13 protein-coding genes are annotated in these 16,303 nt (G+C 48.6%); 6 read left to right on the top strand and 7 right to left on the bottom strand.

The window, feature by feature from the left end:
- Nucleotides 1–429: 429 nt before the first annotated feature.
- Nucleotides 430–1,458, top strand: a complete 1,029-nt coding sequence (locus tag ACR6Z4_RS13280; protein WP_479717762.1) for an ABC transporter substrate-binding protein — start codon at nt 430–432, stop codon at nt 1,456–1,458.
- 110 nt (nt 1,459–1,568) lie between these two features.
- Here the strand turns inward: ACR6Z4_RS13280 and ACR6Z4_RS13285 are convergent, their stop codons facing one another.
- Nucleotides 1,569–2,675 carry a hybrid sensor histidine kinase/response regulator gene (locus tag ACR6Z4_RS13285; RefSeq protein WP_479717763.1) on the bottom strand — a complete coding sequence of 369 codons (1,107 nt, stop codon included), beginning with the start codon at nt 2,673–2,675 and terminating at the stop codon, nt 1,569–1,571.
- 635 nt (nt 2,676–3,310) lie between these two features.
- Between ACR6Z4_RS13285 and ACR6Z4_RS13290 the strand changes: the two genes are divergently transcribed.
- Complete coding sequence (locus ACR6Z4_RS13290; protein WP_479717764.1) at nt 3,311–6,133, top strand: histidine kinase dimerization/phosphoacceptor domain -containing protein; 2,823 nt, start codon at nt 3,311–3,313, stop codon at nt 6,131–6,133.
- A 445-nt stretch (nt 6,134–6,578) separates the two neighbouring features.
- Nucleotides 6,579–7,718, top strand: a complete 1,140-nt coding sequence (gene gcvT, locus ACR6Z4_RS13295; RefSeq protein ID WP_479717765.1) for a glycine cleavage system aminomethyltransferase GcvT — start codon at nt 6,579–6,581, stop codon at nt 7,716–7,718.
- Between the two features lie 44 nt (nt 7,719–7,762).
- Here the strand turns inward: gcvT and ACR6Z4_RS13300 are convergent, their stop codons facing one another.
- Together ACR6Z4_RS13300 and ACR6Z4_RS13305 are read right to left on the bottom strand one after the other, a co-directional pair.
- Nucleotides 7,763–8,134 carry a type II toxin-antitoxin system PemK/MazF family toxin gene (locus ACR6Z4_RS13300; RefSeq protein WP_479717766.1) on the bottom strand — a complete coding sequence of 124 codons (372 nt, stop codon included), beginning with the start codon at nt 8,132–8,134 and terminating at the stop codon, nt 7,763–7,765.
- The gene (locus tag ACR6Z4_RS13305; RefSeq protein ID WP_479717767.1) at nt 8,097–8,300 is read right to left on the bottom strand and encodes a hypothetical protein; all 204 of its coding nucleotides are present in this window, start codon (nt 8,298–8,300) and stop codon (nt 8,097–8,099) included. The genes ACR6Z4_RS13300 and ACR6Z4_RS13305 overlap by 38 nt, the downstream gene beginning before the upstream one ends.
- Before the next feature lie 48 nt (nt 8,301–8,348).
- Between ACR6Z4_RS13305 and ACR6Z4_RS13310 the strand changes: the two genes are divergently transcribed.
- Nucleotides 8,349–8,534, top strand: coding sequence for a hypothetical protein (locus tag ACR6Z4_RS13310; protein ID WP_479717768.1), 186 nt, complete (start codon nt 8,349–8,351; stop codon nt 8,532–8,534).
- Between the two features lie 161 nt (nt 8,535–8,695).
- On the opposite strand, the gene ACR6Z4_RS13315 is transcribed toward ACR6Z4_RS13310, so the two are convergent.
- The 3 genes from ACR6Z4_RS13315 to ACR6Z4_RS13325 form a co-directional block, all read right to left on the bottom strand.
- Nucleotides 8,696–10,846 carry an NACHT domain-containing protein gene (locus tag ACR6Z4_RS13315; RefSeq protein ID WP_479717769.1) on the bottom strand — a complete coding sequence of 717 codons (2,151 nt, stop codon included), beginning with the start codon at nt 10,844–10,846 and terminating at the stop codon, nt 8,696–8,698.
- Between the two features lie 68 nt (nt 10,847–10,914).
- Complete coding sequence (gene lysS, locus ACR6Z4_RS13320) at nt 10,915–12,438, bottom strand: lysine--tRNA ligase (RefSeq protein WP_479717770.1); 1,524 nt, start codon at nt 12,436–12,438, stop codon at nt 10,915–10,917.
- An 81-nt stretch (nt 12,439–12,519) separates the two neighbouring features.
- On the bottom strand, nt 12,520–13,344 hold the full coding sequence (locus ACR6Z4_RS13325; protein WP_479717771.1) for an ABC transporter permease: 825 nt from the start codon (nt 13,342–13,344) through the stop codon (nt 12,520–12,522).
- A 157-nt stretch (nt 13,345–13,501) separates the two neighbouring features.
- Between ACR6Z4_RS13325 and ACR6Z4_RS13330 the strand changes: the two genes are divergently transcribed.
- Entirely contained in the window at nt 13,502–14,095 is a 594-nt protein-coding gene (locus ACR6Z4_RS13330) for a DUF3172 domain-containing protein (protein ID WP_479717772.1), read from the top strand.
- Between the two features lie 418 nt (nt 14,096–14,513).
- On the opposite strand, the gene ACR6Z4_RS13335 is transcribed toward ACR6Z4_RS13330, so the two are convergent.
- Nucleotides 14,514–14,744 (bottom strand): hypothetical protein, encoded by a 231-nt coding sequence (locus ACR6Z4_RS13335; protein ID WP_479717773.1) that lies wholly within the window; start codon nt 14,742–14,744, stop codon nt 14,514–14,516.
- Between the two features lie 176 nt (nt 14,745–14,920).
- On the opposite strand from ACR6Z4_RS13335, the gene ACR6Z4_RS13340 reads away from it, so the two are divergent.
- Nucleotides 14,921–16,240, top strand: a complete 1,320-nt coding sequence (locus ACR6Z4_RS13340; protein ID WP_479717774.1) for a recombinase family protein — start codon at nt 14,921–14,923, stop codon at nt 16,238–16,240.
- Nucleotides 16,241–16,303 lie beyond the last annotated feature (63 nt).

Raw genomic sequence — 16,303 nt, forward strand, 5'->3', positions numbered from 1 at the left:
CTATTTTTACAGCGCTTCGCGCTTGGATATGTTTAGATTTTTTGTTGTGTGCCGCGCGAAGCGCGGCACACAACAAAAAATCTGTGCCTTAAGCCATTGAAAATGGCTGTAGTTGAGAGAGGGAGAGATAATAAACGCATGCAATGATTCTGTGTGTGAGTTTACCCAACCTCGTAATCAACGTTACATTTATAGATTCTATTCCCTGATTTGATTAGGGTGATTCACGTTCCTGACCCCCATGTCGCACAACTTTTAATGGGGTTTACTGGTACACCAACTTAAAAGTTTTAGAGGGGGTGGAGGGGGAAAACCCCCCTCTTGGGGGCACAGCCCCCAAACCCCCATGTTGCAAAATTTCGTGTTTGCAGCACTAGATTTGATAGACGTAATTAACTGATTTACATTTAATCTATACCGAGAAAAACCATGACGCATCTTCAACCCTGGACACGCCGACAAACCTTAGGTTTTTTAGGAAGTATGGCAGGTAGTATTGCCCTTCATGCTTGCAGTCAATCTGATTCATCAAATTCTGCTGCTTCCGATGAGCTAATCAAAGCTTCATTGGGTGTGGTGCCGGGATGGATTGGTTATACTCCCCTCTACATTGCTCTGGAAAAGGGATTCTTTAAAGACTTGGGGTTAGATTTGTCGTTGGTCGTGTTTGGTTCTAATCCAGAAGTCCGGACAGCTTTTAGCGCTGGCAAGTTAGATGGGCAAACGTCGGTAACGTCTGAAGCTGTTTTGCTAGCAGAAACGGGCAAAGACTTTAAGATGGTTTTGGTAGAAGATAATTCGTTGGGGGCAGATGGGATTTTAGCCAGAAACAGTGTTCCAGATATTCAAGGTTTTAAGGGTAAAGAAATTGCCGTTGAAGTTGGAGGGGTCAGCCACTTCTTTCTTTTGCAAGTATTGAAAGAAGCAGGATTGACGCCCGATGATGTGACTTTGGTGAATGTGCTACCGGATGCGGCAGCAGCGGCTTATCAATCCGGTAAAGTAGACATTGCGGTGAGTTATTCTCCATTTATGTTTGCGGCGAATGATGCCCAAAAAGATGGGCGGATTATTTATGATTCTGCCAAAATGCCAACCGCTATTATCGATCTGTATCTGTTTGATAGCCAGTTTGTTGCAACTAACCCAACGGCAATATCGGCACTGGTGCAAGGTATTTTTCAGGCACTGGATTTTCTGAAAACGAATGAAGTAGACGGATTGGCGATCGCATCTCAGGAATTGGGTATCGCCCCAGACGACCTGAAAGAACAATTAAACGGCGTGCGATTGGTAGATTTAGCAGGAAACAAAGAGATATTGGGCAATCCTGACAGCGATCTCTATTTGCTCAATTCAATGACAGATTTGGTAGATTTTTTACTGGCGCAGGGGCAGATCAAAACCCCACCCGATATGTCGAAATATATCGAACCCCGGTTCGTGAATGCCTTATAACGATAAACGTCACTATAGCAGTTCTAACTAAGTTGTAAGGTCAGCGGGGTGCGCCCCGCCCACTCTATTTGGGATTGCGATAATAGAGATTTCATCTAACGTTTTATGGGTCACTCTAATGGCAAGGTGACGGTAAACGTCGTGCCCAAGCCGACCACACTTTCTACGGTGATATCGCCTCTGAGTAACTCTACAAATTGTTTAACGATCGCCAGTCCAATGCCAGTGCCAGGGATATCTCCAACATTGGCGGCGCGTTTAAACGGCTTAAATAAATAACTTAAATAGTCAGCAGGAATACCAATACCCCGATCTTTGACTTGAATTTTGTAGGTTGTGTCATCAATGCTAAGAATCAAAGCAACCTTGTTATCCGGTGGAGAGTATTTTAATGCATTCGACAACAAATTGTTGAGGATAGAAATCAGCAGTTTTTCATCGGTCGTCGCTGTAATTTCACCCTGCGGACTCAGTAATACAATGCGGTTTTTATCAGATTCTAACAGGCTTAACCCAGAAACAACATGTTGACAAAAACTCACTAATTCGACTTTTACCCAATTGAGTGGATAGTGACTATTGCCCGATCGCATTAACAGCAATACATCTTCAACAATGGCATTGATGTTAGAGGCTGAACTTTGGATCAGTTTTAGCATTCGCTCTTGGGATTGTTGATCTTTCGGCTGATCTGTTAATCCTAAAATTTCGATCTGAAGCATATCTGCACTCATTTGAATCATGCCGAGAAGATTGCGAAACTCATGAGCCGCCATCGCCGCATAGGTTTGGGTACGCTGATTCGCTTCCTGGGTTTGATGTTGCAGATTCAGTTGGATTTTGTATTGATTCAACGCAGTTTCAATGGTGACTTTGAGGGTGGCATCATTGAATGGTTTCACGATATATCCGAAGGGCATTGTTGCCTGTGCCCGTTGCAAGGTCATTTCATCAGCATGGGCAGTTAAATACACCACGGGGGTTTGAAATTGCTGCCAAATTTGCTGGGCAGTGGCAATGCCGTCCAATTTATCTGACAAAAAAATATCCATCAAGACCAGATCCGGATGAACGTCTGAAATCTGTCGTATTGCAGATTCACCGGACGAAGCCGTACCCACAACGACATAGCCCAAACTCGTCAGGCTTTCGGAGACGTCTCTGGCGATCGCCCGTTCATCTTCAACAATAAGGATCTTGACTGTGTGTGGGGGCATGGGTTGACTATCTTAGCAACAGTTTTAAAGATGACGACATATTCTGACGGTACATAGTTCTAACCCCCTGATCCAGATATTGTAATAATCTTTCCGGTAGTCCTAGAAATGTAATGATTTTTTGTGGCGCGGGCGACGCCCGCGCCACAAAAAATCATTACATGAGTACCACTACTATCTTTCCTAGGGATCGCAGATTAATTAACCTGTGATTCCCAGGGAAAGAGTGATGGCTCCGCCGTCGCTTTCCCTGGACGAGTTGGGTTTTAGTAAATCCACGATTCTAAGATAGCAAGCGTAGCTGGGTTAAGCAATTTTACGGAGTCAGGTTGATTCAGGAAATATTTAAGTTAAGTAAGGTGCTGAATCTCTTGGGGGTCTATGGCGCTATGCGCCTGAATAGATTACGGTTGTTGTGTGCGACCCTCGCGGAGCGAGATTCGCACACAACAACTTATACTTGACGCCACTGAGAATTCTACAGGTCTGGAAACCAGACCAGACCATTGAAAGGGTTGGAGGGGTGAAGCGGGTAAAATTCCGTCTTGGGAGCGCAGCCCCCACCCCTGTTAGAAAATTTAGGGTTTGCACTACCAGTGTTGTTTAATAGTAAGGATCGCGGGTGAGGTTTGATCATGTCTCTGCGATTTAATCTGCCATTGGCTCGTTGGTATAGACCTATAACCCTGTCGATCCAATCGTTGCTTATCGTCGCATTTGTCGTGCAAATTATAGGAGCAGTGGGGCTGATCAGCTATCTCTCCTATCGAAGTCGGCGACATGCCGTGCAAGATCTTGCCAATCAACTCATCAATAAAACGGCTATGCAGGTGAGCGATCGCCTCGACGAATTTTTGGCAACTCCCCAACATTTGCTGGAGTTAGACCGCCGATCAGCCGAAGCGGGAGATCTGGATCTAGGGGATTTTGCAAACCTGGAACGGCGATTGCTTAGACAGACTCAAACGTTTGATATTGTGACGACGATCGGGTTTGGCAACTCGCGGGGTGAGGTCATTGGCGTTGGGCACGATCGATTGGGGCAGGGTGCCGCTCCCAACCAACTCACCAGTTGGATTGTACAAGGATCCGTACCCGGAAATCGCACTGCTTATCAACTCGATGAGGCAGGCGCGCGACAGGGGCGTTTGCATACCCTACCCAACTACGATGCCCGTGAAAGTGTGTGGTATCAGACGGCGATCGCACGCAACCAGCAAACCTGGTCGCCGGTATACCCTGTTGTCAATCTTCCCGTTGCCATGATTTCTGCGTCTACGCCAGTTTACCTCGACGGTAAGTTGCAGGGTGTTTTTCATGCCGATGTGTTGCTGTCAGATATCAGTTTGTTTCTCAGCACTCTCAAGGTTTCGCCATCGGTGCAGATTTTTATTATGGAGCGATCGGGAAATTTAATTGCCACGTCAACTCAAGAACCGACCTATACCAACGCCAGGGATCAGCCGCTCGAACGCCTGCCTGCGGATCAGAGTGGTGACTGGCTAACCCGGTTGACTGCCCAAACGTTGCACAATCAGATCAGAAATTTGGCAACAGTTGACCATACGGATTTGATATTTTTTGCCGATCGCTCCGGATCTGCTCAAACAGTACCGTTTTGGGGCAGCCGCGATCGCCAACGCTATATTGCCGATGTGACTCCCTATCACGACGCTTATGGCTTGGACTGGTTGATCGTGACGGTGGTGCCAGAGTCAGATTTTATGGCAGCGACCAATGCCGATCTGCATCGTACCCTCTGGCTCTGTGGCTTGGTATTGTTGGGTTCTATCGGCGTTGCCATCGTCATCGCTGGCAAAATTGCCCATCCCCTAGAGCGAATTAACCAGGCAACGAAAAAATTGGTTTTGGATCAGTTTGACGATGCCATGCCATCCAGCTCCATCCAGGAAATTAAGGAACTAGAACTCTCCTTTCGCCAAATGGTTGCCCAGATTGGCATTTCCTTTCAAGCGTTGAAAGAAAGTGAACAAAAATTTGCCACCTTGTTTGATAGTGTTCCTGTTGGAATCAGCGTGTTTGATGCCACTGGCAAATTAGTCATGATTAACCGCCACGGAGCTGAGATCGCCGGACAATCCACCCTATATGTTCCAATCGAATCAGTTTCGGCGGTTTACCAGGTCTATATTGCAGGGACTAATCAGTTGTATCCCACCGAGCAAATGCCGCCGAGCCGAGCGTTACGCGGTGAAACAGTGTCTATCGATGATCTGGAAATTGTCATGGGCGATCGCCGCATTCCTTTAGACGTTAAAACGATTCCTGTGCTGGATGATCAGGGCCATGTGCTTTATGCCATCAATACATTTCAAGACATTACCTTACAACGGCAGTCAGAACAGCTTCATGCCAGCTATGCCAAAGATTTAGAACAACAAGTTTTAGAAAAAACGGCAGATTTACAAGCCTCTCAGGCTAATCTCAACGCTATCCTCGATAATGCTCTGGCGTATATTTCCAAGATCTATCTGTTTCCCGATTATTCGACTCAGATGGTATATATCTCCAAGGGCTGTTTAGATCTCTATGGCTATAGCGTAGAGGCAATGACTGCTGACCCAAATCTATGGCGATCGCGGGTTCATCCAGACGACTGGCAAACCATTTTACTGCCAACCTATCAAGCCATTTTTGCCGGACAGACCAACCCCCCGACCGAAGAGTTTCGTTACTATCATCCCAATGGCTCACTGCGATGGATCAATTCTCGTCTCTCGGCACAATGGGATGAGGCGAAGCAAGTGTGGATTGTCACCACAGTCAGTATTGATATTAGCGATCGCAAGCAAGCTGAAACGCTGATTCAAAAAGCGTTAGATGAAAAAGAAGTCTTATTGCGTGAGATCCATCATCGCGTCAAAAACAATTTGCAACTGATTCAAAGTATGTTGCGAATGCAGCAACGACGCAGCCACAATCCTGAAGTCGTCCGGAGTTTGAAAGATAGTTGCGATCGCATCATCTCGATTAGTCTGGTGCATGAACTACTTTATCAATCCAGCAATCTGGCGCAAATCAACCTGCAAAACTATATCCCATTGCTCCTGAGTTGCCTGTCTGCCTCCTACGACTCAGACGATCAAAGCATTGAATGGATCAGCCAGATAGAACCTGTGGTTATCCCCATTGAAACCGCTATTTGCTGCGGGTTGATTTTGAATGAATTAATTTCCAACGCACTCAAACATGCATTTTCAGATATTTGCGATCGCAAAATTGAAATTAAGGTATGGGTTGATTTAGACGACCCGCTTCGCCACCTTCACCTGACGATTCAAGATTTTGGCATTGGTCTGCCAGAGCAGTTTGATCTGACCCAGGTCAACTCGTTAGGGCTAAACCTGGTTCAAGATTTTGTTTGTCAGTTAAATGGCAAATTAACCATCGAATCTCATCAGGGAACCCTATTTCATATCACCTTGCCGACGCTCTAAACAATAGCTGGCATGGCTGAATGATACAAAGTATTGAGAGAGCCGCGCTCGGCGCGGCTCTCTCAATACCCATATCTCTCCAAACGCGAAGCGCTATATTTGGACAACGCCAATATCTCTGCCAAACTTCCAATTTTTTTTTCGATACTGTCCTGATTTTCACCCGACTGCCCGGAAAGAAGGAATGGTAGATGCACCCTGATTGTAACCCCCGGCTTTCCGCTGGGGGTTTTCTTTGGTCGGGTCAAACCGATTCCATCCTGCTCTGCCAGGGTTTATCGCAATTCTCAAGGGCATGACATCCAAATTTGTATGAGAGCCGCGCGGGGCGCAGCTCTCACACAAAACTGTCATCTGTCCAGGCGTGAAGCGCTATATTTTAGAAGTTGGTAAGAGATACACCATTTGCCAACCCATATATCTCATTCTTGAGGATTGAACCCCTGTGGCAGAGCAGAGCGCATCTGAAGCATTACACCCGACCTCTCTTTCTCGCACTCCCCTTTACCCCTTGCATGTAGAACTGAGCGCCCGCATGGTGCCCTTTTCGGGCTGGGAAATGCCCGTGCAATATGGCGGGATTGGGCAAGAGCATCAAGCGGTTCGCCAGCAAGCGGGGATGTTTGACATTTCTCATATGGGAAAATTTGTCTTGACTGGGCAAGACTTGATGGCACAACTGCAACGCCTGGTCCCCTCTGATCTGAGCCGCTTGCAGCCCGGTCAAGCCCAATATACGGTGTTGCTCAACGCCGAAGCAGGCATCATTGACGACCTGATCATTTATTATCAAGGGCTGAATGCTCAAGGCGAACACTGCATCACCACCATTGTCAATGCTGCCACCACTGCCAAAGATAAAGCCTGGATGCTCGATCAACTAGATTTGAGTGCCATCACTCTGCACGATTTATCGGCAGACAAGGCACTCATTGCCGTCCAGGGACCCCAAGCGATCGCCATTTTACAAACCTGGGTCACCGAAGATCTGACCGCTGTGAAACGCTTTGGGCATCTCAATGGCACTGTATTGGGTCAACCTGCCTTTTTGGCGCGCACAGGCTATACGGGTGAAGATGGCTTTGAAGTCATGCTTGCTCCAGACGTTGCCATCGAATTATGGCGATCGCTCCTTGCCGCAGGCGTTGTTCCCTGTGGACTGGGCGCACGCGATACCCTGCGCTTAGAAGCTGCCATGGCACTCTATGGGCAAGACATTGATGACACCACCACACCTTTAGAAGCAGGGCTGGGTTGGTTAGTTCACTTAGACCAAACCCCCGACTTTATTGGGCGATCGCACTTAGCCACCCAAAAACAAAATGGCGTACAACGTCGCCTGGTGGGGCTACAAATGCAAGGCCGCAACATCGCCCGCCACGACTACCCAATTTTGCACAACGGTCAACCCATTGGCACCGTCACCAGTGGCACCCTCTCCCCCACCTTAGGAAAAGCGATCGCCCTTGCCTATGTACCCACCGAACTCTCTAAACTCGGTCAAACTCTGGACGTAGAAATTCGCGGCAAGCTCTATCCCGCAACCGTTGTCAAACGTCCGTTTTATAAAAGCCCATCCCTCTAAATTACAGTGGCGATCGCTCTTTTACCTCAAGATGGCGATCGCCCTTAAAGTTGCAAAGCTAAAATCAGGCAGTTATTCACCTGATGAATCGTCGTAGAACTTAAAGAACCTAATTTTCTGAGAATCATAGATTGATTCAATGTAAAAATAGACTCACACCGGATCACAGATTCAACTCGAATTCCGACTGCAACAATTTCATTTCCTGCAATTAAGTATTGAGTTGATGTGAGAGGACGCTTGGCGTTCGATGTGCAGGGAACAACTATCACGTCATCCAAAATTCGATTGAGTGTATTAGCTGAAACAATTACTGCCGGACGAATCTTAAATTGTTGCAATTCAGTTGAGGGCATTGGCACTCGACAGAGCACGACATCACCGCGTTGCCAGTTCATCTGCAAAGATTTCGTCATAAATGTCGTGTTCAGCACTCAGCCAATCATGATAAGCCTGCGACGCTGAGCTAGAGCAAGCTTTCGGTTGACTGTTTTGTAGGGTCAAAATGAAAGGGAGTAAAGCCGTTAACTGCTCATCTGACAGTTGCTCAAGGGCACTGAGAATTTCCTGTCGAATGTTCATATCTCTGTGTGGTTCGCTATTGTCTATTGTGCCATTGTTCTGAAATAGATGTGTGGGATCATCAGTAGCGATCGCTCTTTTGCTTCAAGACAGCGATCGCTCTTTTGCCCCAAGACAGCGATCGCTCTTTTGCCCCAAGACAGCGATCGCTCTTTTGCTTCAAGACAGCGATCGCCCTTTTACCACATAGCGATCGCTCTTTTGCCTCAAGACAGCGATCGCCCCCTCACTTAAAGACTTGCAAGTAAATCACCTACCCATCCCATCAATTCATAAGCGTCAATCACAATTCATCTCCCTCACCTCCCCCATCTCCTCCATCTCCCTCACCTCCCCCATCTCCTCCATCTCCACCCCTCCACTCTTCACCCCTCCACTCTTCACCCCTTCACTCTTCACCCTTCACTCCTCAAAATCCCCCCTTCAATCTCCTGCCACACATCGGGCGACACCCGTACCGCTGCTTCCTTACAGCGCACCATCAATTCATAGGCATAAAAGCAGTCGTTTAATGCCTGGGCTTCTGCTTCGGTTAACTGCATTACCTCTGGATCAAGCTGAAGTGCCTCGATCCAAACTTGACGAATTCGATAGCGAAAGGTTTGTCGCACTGCTAATAGCTGAGGTTCGTCTGGAATTTCTGATTCCAGAAACCTTAACCGTTGAACCAGAGGACTCAAATTGCTGAATTTCAAAAAATTCCTTTCTTGAAATTTGAAGGCACAATCGAGAGCATAGGCAAGGACACGGTCGGGGGCACGATCAATGTAGAGTTCCATAGTGAAAGCAATAGCGTCAGCTACTAAGGTGTCGTCGGAAATAAGAGCATCTGCGAGGTTAGAATGACGAGCATCAAGAATGTTTGTAAGGGTGGAATCAATGCATCCAATGATATAGATTGGATTAGAAGATGTAAGTTTACGGGCAAGGTAAATAGCGATTACTCGTTTTGCCGCAGGCTTGTATTCACCTTGTGATCCTGCTGTTGCTTCTTCTGCCCAGTTCAACAACGTTTTGAGTCTGGGCGTATGTATATAGGTCTGCGTTTGCTCTGCCATCAATCGCAGTAGCTCATCGGCTCCCTTGCGACCCGGCATTAGCCCTGCCACTAACAAAAACACTTCGCGCCAGCGTTCATCGGTCAGATGGTTTGTCACCAGCCACTCGATTTGCTGGTTATCGACGATATGCTGTGCCGTCAGATATTCCTGAAATGTCAGGTGCGAAAAGGAGTAGGTGTCTCTGGCACGTTCTACCAAAATGCCCTGCTGAATTTCGATCGCCTCTAACACTTTTTCACTATCCAGATGTTTGGGCGCATTCAGGTTACTCACCAAAAAGTCTTTGATGCGGTGGGTAATCTCGCGTTTATCAAAAAACAGTTGGTCATCAACAAAGTGATCGTAGGCGATCTCTGCCAGCAGTTCGCGCTCCAGTTCTACCGGAAAGTCTTGATACACCGGGTCGCGGTGCAGGCGTTTTTCCGATGCCCATTCTTCTAGCACTACATCCAGGGCTTTGCCATAAAGTACGGCTCGGTTTTTCGGTAAGTCTAGCGATTTGTTGTAGACGGCACAGAGCAACGTCAGCAATAGAGGAGATTGCGCCAGTTCTTTCGCTGCTCGATACTCCGGACGTTGTAGCAAGTCCCAGCATTGCTTTGCCGTTTGGTATTCCTGGTCTTTGGCAGAGCGAAACCAGTTGCTAATGAATTGCTCGATCTGCTCATCTTCAAAGGGTGCCATTGCCACATCTTTAAAGCGGGGGAAGCCGCCTTTGTATGCGGCAATCCGACAGGAGGCAATGAAGCGATTGGTTTTATAGCGATCGACAAAGTCTCGAATTTGCTCGATCACGGCATCTTCCTGATCTTTGGGCACTTCATCCAGCCCATCCAATAAGATCAGCAATTTGCCTTTTTTCAAGAGTGCCTGGGTCACAGCGACGGGTTCAGGAAACCCGCAAGTGTCAAATTCTGCCGCAATCCGCTGTTCGATCGTCAGGTCGGTAGTTTTAAACCGTTGCAGTGGCAAAAATACCGGGACGCAGTCCGGTTTGTAGCTGCCTTGCTTGCGCTTGAGTGCCTCTAACCCAACTTTTCGTAAAAACGTCGATTTGCCTACACCGGGCCCGCCCAACACCATGAGATATTGCTGACGGTTGGCGATCGCAATGCCATCTTCTTTAGTGGCACGGCTGATCCTAAAATCTCGTTGACCACTTTGTCGAAACCACTCTTCTAAAGCATCGGAGGATGCAAAATATTGCAGGTCAGAGCGATCGAGCAGTTGTACCGTCGTATAAATTTCGTCCAGCAGAACGTAGTCATCCATGCGCAGACAGGCAACTTTGAGTCTGCCGTGGCGCTCTTGATAGTTGCTGAGATATTTCCCCGATGCGTTGTATAACGCTTGAGATGTGGCTTTGCCAATATCTTTTTTCAGCAAGTTTGCTAGAGAACTGCCCGACTCATCCTTAACCGTCTCTTCTACTGTGCTAAAGATGAGCGCGGACAATCCAGCAATCAGCGGTTCAAATCCAGTCATGGCAAAGGGAAAGCGGGGTTATCCCCAAATTATCACCGCATCCCCCAAAATTCTCCAACCCATACAGATTATTCTTCGGGGGAGTCGGCGATCGCCTTCTCACTCCTTAACAACGGGAAGGCAATCACATCGCGGATGCTGGCAGAGTCGGTGAGCACCATCACCAGGCGATCGATGCCGATGCCTAAGCCACCTGTGGGTGGCATGCCATATTCCAGGGCAGTGAGGAAGTCTTCATCGACATCCTGGGCTTCTAAATCTCCGGCAGCTTTGCGGGCAGACTGGGCTTCTAATCGCTGCCGTTGATCGACGGGATCGGTCAACTCAGAAAAACTATTGGCAGTTTCGCGCCCGACCATAAACAATTCAAACCGTTCTACCAACCCTGCTTTGGTGCGGTGCGGTTTTGCCAGTGGTGAAATTTCAACTGGATAGTCGATCACAAAGGTCGGTTGGATCAGGGTTTCTTCTACTTTTTGTTCGAAGGCTTCGCTGAGCAATTTGCCGATCGATTCGCACTCATCAATATCGGTCATGCCGATTGCTTTACAGGCAGCGATCGCCGCTTCCAGGGTTTGAAACTGGTTAAAGTCGAGTCCGGTATGTTCCTGCACCACCTCATGCATGGTGACACGCCGCCAGGGTGGAGCCAGATCGATCTCCTGCCCTTGATAGTTGACCTGAAACGTTCCGATCACATCTTTGGCAACGGTGGCGATCAACGTCTCCGTCAGATTCATCATGTCGTGATAGTCGGCATACGCCTGATAAATCTCGATCGTGGTGAATTCCGGGTTATGACGCGTTGAGATGCCCTCATTGCGGAAGATTCGCCCCAGCTCAAACACTTTTTCGAAGCCACCAACAATTAAGCGCTTCAGGTGAAGTTCTGTAGCAATCCGCAGATATAGCTCCATCTCCAGCGTGTTGTGGTAGGTGATGAAGGGACGAGCATCAGCACCGCCTGCCTCCGACTGGAGCACGGGGGTCTCAATTTCAATAAAGCCTTGCTGGTCGAGATAGCGGCGGATGGCAGCAGTAATTTTGGCACGACGACGCAAGGTTTCGCGCACGTCAGGATTGACGATCAAGTCAATGTAGCGCTGACGATAACGCTTTTCTACATCGGTCAAGCCATGCCATTTGTCGGGCAAGGGTTGCAGCGATTTGGTCAAAACGCTGTATTGCCGCACTTTCACCGACAATTCCCCCTTATCGGTGCGCTTGATCGTGCCTTTCACCCCTATGACATCCCCGACATCGGTCAACTGTTTGAGATGATCAAAGGCATCGGGATCAAGCTCTGCCATGCATTCCTGGATCGTTTGCTTCTCCAGATAAAGCTGAATCGTGCCCGTCTCATCTTGCAGGGTAAAGAAAGCGAGCTTACCAAACACCCGACGCAGCATAATGCGACCCGCGATCGCCACGTCCACATCCATCTCTTCACCATTCGCCAGATCCGCATATTTCGTTTGCAAATCAGCGGCATGGTGGGTGCATTCCCAGCGATAGGCATAGGGTTCCAAGCCCAGTTGTCTTAGTTGGGCAGCTTTTTCAAGTCGAGTTGCACGGATATCGTCGGAAGCCATGATTTGCAAGTGTTAGAGGTCAGGGATAAGGGTTGGGGATCACGGTAGAGACGCGATTGCTCGCGTCTCTACCATCCCGTCTTAATCTTGTTGATGAGCAAATTGGTAAGCACCGATGCCACACAGGATCAGGGCGATCGCCAGGAGAATGGGGATGCTATACCAGGGAAATTGGGAGAGGGGCAGGTAGGCAGCGGCACGCAGTCCGGTGCTGGTGTAGGTTAATGGCAAGAGATAGACCACTACTTTTAACACAATTGGTAGCGTTGTGGGGTCGAAAAAGGTGGCACCCAGGAAGGACATCGGCACGATCAAGAAGTTATTCAGCAGCCCGACGCCTTCGAGCGATTTGACATTTAAGCCAACAATCACACCCAGCCCGGAGAAAACGGCACAGTTCAGCAGCAATAACACCAGGAATAACGGATTGAGAAATCCTACCTGTCGCGTCGCGATCAGGGCGATCACAATCACAGAGGCAGAGGTCATCAACCCCCGCACCACCCCCGCCATCATCTTGCCAAGGAACAATGCCATCGGATGCACGGGCAACAGCAAGATTTCTTCGAAGGTTTTGGAATACAGCCGTTCGCCACAAATCGAAAAGGTGGTGCCGCCGAAACTAATCGTCATCGACGACAGGGCAACCATCCCCGGCAGGATAAACTGCAAGTAATTTTCTCCGGCGGTCGGTTTAGCCACGGCATCCAATGCGCTCCCTAAACCCAGCCCAAATGCCAGAATGTAGATCAGTGGAGAAACGAGACCCGATGCTGCAACTTGAGGAAGACGAACGCGCAAGTCTAGCCAGTCTCCCCAAAAGACAGTCAGACTATCGGTGAGAATACTGCCAACAAGCGATCGCTTGAAGGTTTGACCAAGTTGCAAAGAGGGCTGAGAAGTCACGGGTTTGGTTACAATTCATAAAAGTTCACTCTTCATTTTGGCACTTCTGGCAACCCGAAGCATAGTTGTTCTTGACAAGCTCGCCTTACACTGTAGGCAGGGTGTTGTTGCAAAATCACACCAAATTTCACAATTGCTTGATTTATAACGACTGACTATGAGACGTAGACCCAAAGCATCCTCCCGTCCTCCACTGCGATCGCCAGATAGAAGAGTAGATATGGGAGTCGATAGAATGTCCGAACGGTCACCATCCCCAAAATTTTCCATGCTATCCAGCGTAAACCTGGCAATTCTGGCAGCCGTGTTTATGGTGGGGATTTTTATTGGGATTACTTTTAGCTCTACTGCCACCTTTAGCCCCACCAACGTCGCTTCGCGCGAAGTGATCGACCGCAGCGCCCCCAACCCAGAAATCTGTGCCCAATATGGTGCCAGTGCGGTGGCAATGGATATGAGAGCCTTTTTGACGTTGAACCCCTTTAACGTCTATATGTCTCAGCCAACCATGCAACCGGGATGCGTCTTACGCAGTACAAACTGGTCGATTTTGGAGCAGAGTAAGCGAGTCAATCAAGATCAGGTCAACCAGTGCCGTCGTCGCCTTAATACCTTCGGTTATACCGGCGATATTCAAGACAGCAGCGCTACGGTCAAGGTGGATTGTGTCTACCAAAATGATGCGGCTCAAAACCTCTTCCTCGACCGTTCAGGAGCCGGAGCACCACCACCCGAATCCGATCGATTCTAAGAGGGTGTTTTAAAAGTCCTACTGTTGGTAGCAACCTATTTCAGATCCCCCTAAATCCCCCTTAAAAAGGGGGACTTTAGAACCAGTTCCCCCCTTTTTAAGGGGGGTTAGGGGGGATCAGCTGGTGTCGAAAATTACAACCGATCACTTTTCAAACATCGCCTAAGGGTCTTAGATTCAATAAGATTGACTATTGAATCGTTTGAAGGGGCAAACGGCCGTTCGCCCGTACAACAAATCATCGACGTTATTTGATTCCCTTCCTAATACCGTTTCTATATGAAAATGCGCCGAATTGAAAAGGGGGGGTGAAGGGGGTGTTGCCCCCTTCGTGGGGGTAAAACCCCCACACCCCCTCTTAAAAAGTTGCGGCTTCATATTTAATTGGTATCAGCGGCATTCAGAGGATCTCGAATCGCTACTGAGATTTGGGGTAAGGGGTTAGCCGATTGTCACGGGGCAGAAATTCAGGCTTATCAGGCTTAATGACCATCCATTCGCCTGTGCGTGAATGGCGATAGGCAATGAACGGGTTCGGTTTGAGCGGTCTTTGACAAATCTGAGGCATATCTAAATCTCGTTGAAAATCTAGCGTGGGGATAACGGTAGATATAGAAGCAAAGCGTTGGCACGAAAGCATCGGAGTCATGCTAAAAGAACTGTAACTCGAAGAGTTTGCCGTCTACTTCACCCACCTGATTTAACCTGACTGGAGGAATATAGCACGTCTCAACTGCGTAAAGTACATGGTGTTGTGTGAACGCCGCACAGAGCGCGGGTCTCACATAACACCCATCATCTATCCAAGCGCGCTCATCAGATCTTATGAGAACCATTGCTTATTCCTACCGCGATCCATTGCTCGATTCCGTTTCGGATTCGTTTCACTGGGGCGAGGATGTAGAGCAAATTTATCAAGATTTTGGAGAACGGCACCAACTTGACCAATTGTTGCAAGATTGTCGTGAAAATCCACCTCAGTCTCTAGTGATCAAGCGCTTAGACGATTTGGGTGATTCGTTGCAAGACGTCAGCGATCGCCTGGTTGAATTAGAATCGTTAGGCATTCATCTGGTCACCCTGGAAGATGCGATCGCCCCTGACAATTCCCCTGGGCAACGTTCTGATGTACTGCGGCTGGTAAAGACCCTGCACGATAACCAACGCCGCCGCCGCATTCAGCAGGGACACGCCCGCAACCGCATCAAAGCCAGTCCACCGCCCGGTAAAGCACCCTATGGCTATCGCCGGGGCAAAGATCGCTACGTCGTCGATCGCACCACTGCCCCTGTCGTCAAAGATTTTATTGAGCATTTCATTCTCTATGGCTCTTTGCGGGGCAGTGTGCGTTATCTACAAAAGAAGTACAACAAAAAAATTTCTGCTTCTACCGGCAAGCGTTGGCTAACCAGCCCTGTGTATCGGGGTGATCTGGTGTATCAGACGGGTGAAGTCGTATCTGCGACTCATCCACCGATTATTTCACGGCAAGAAGCTGCCCAGGTAGATCGATTGTTGCGCCGCAACCGTCAACTGGCTCCCCGGTCTGCCAGTGCCCCCCGTTCCCTGGCAGGGTTGGCAGTGTGCGGTACGTGCCAGTCCACCATGACGGTGAGCCGCGTAACTGCTCCCCGCCGCGACCAGGAATATCTGTATCTGCGTCCGATCGCCTGCCCAAATCGAACCCCGACTCAGCCCAAATGCCGCGCCATTCCCTATGCCCAGGTGTTAGAGCAAACAATTGAGCGAATTTGCCAAGACTTGCCCCGTGCCGTGGCAGGCGTGCAGATGCCCGATATGGATGTTTTCAAGCAAGGGTTGTCTGCCCAAATTGCTGCCAAACAAGCAGTATTGGAACAATTGCCAGCCTTGATCACCAGTGGGGTATTGGATACCGAAACGGCTGAATTGCGGGCTTATAAAGTACGAACTGACATTGCTGCTTTGCAAACCCGATTGGCACAGCTACCGCCCGTAAGTTTGCAAGCGATCGCCCAAACCGTTTCTATTCCACAGTTTTGGTTTGATTTATCGGAATCAGAACGACGATTTTATTTTCGCGAATTTATCCGTCAGATTCAAATCATTCGCGATGGTAAAACCTGGCACATTCAACTTGTGTTTGTGTTTGAACCCGACGATTAATATTGCAATTGCCAATAGCGTGATCTACCAAGTATTGAGAGAGCCTCGCGGAGCGAGGCTCTC

This window comes from Calyptranema fuscum S582 (assembly GCF_055793305.1).

Coding starts and splice junctions, on each gene's coding strand:
- lysS (WP_479717770.1), bottom strand. CDS start 12,438: ATGGCTTCCGACGATATCCGTGCAACTCGACTTGAAAAAGCTGCCCAA.
- ACR6Z4_RS13305 (WP_479717767.1), bottom strand. CDS start 8,300: ATGAACATTCGACAGGAAATTCTCAGTGCCCTTGAGCAACTGTCAGAT.
- ACR6Z4_RS13290 (WP_479717764.1), top strand. CDS start 3,311: ATGTCTCTGCGATTTAATCTGCCATTGGCTCGTTGGTATAGACCTATA.
- ACR6Z4_RS13315 (WP_479717769.1), bottom strand. CDS start 10,846: ATGACTGGATTTGAACCGCTGATTGCTGGATTGTCCGCGCTCATCTTT.
- ACR6Z4_RS13330 (WP_479717772.1), top strand. CDS start 13,502: ATGAGACGTAGACCCAAAGCATCCTCCCGTCCTCCACTGCGATCGCCA.
- ACR6Z4_RS13300 (WP_479717766.1), bottom strand. CDS start 8,134: ATGACGAAATCTTTGCAGATGAACTGGCAACGCGGTGATGTCGTGCTC.
- ACR6Z4_RS13340 (WP_479717774.1), top strand. CDS start 14,921: ATGAGAACCATTGCTTATTCCTACCGCGATCCATTGCTCGATTCCGTT.
- ACR6Z4_RS13285 (WP_479717763.1), bottom strand. CDS start 2,675: ATGCCCCCACACACAGTCAAGATCCTTATTGTTGAAGATGAACGGGCG.
- ACR6Z4_RS13280 (WP_479717762.1), top strand. CDS start 430: ATGACGCATCTTCAACCCTGGACACGCCGACAAACCTTAGGTTTTTTA.
- ACR6Z4_RS13335 (WP_479717773.1), bottom strand. CDS start 14,744: ATGACTCCGATGCTTTCGTGCCAACGCTTTGCTTCTATATCTACCGTT.
- ACR6Z4_RS13310 (WP_479717768.1), top strand. CDS start 8,349: ATGTGTGGGATCATCAGTAGCGATCGCTCTTTTGCTTCAAGACAGCGA.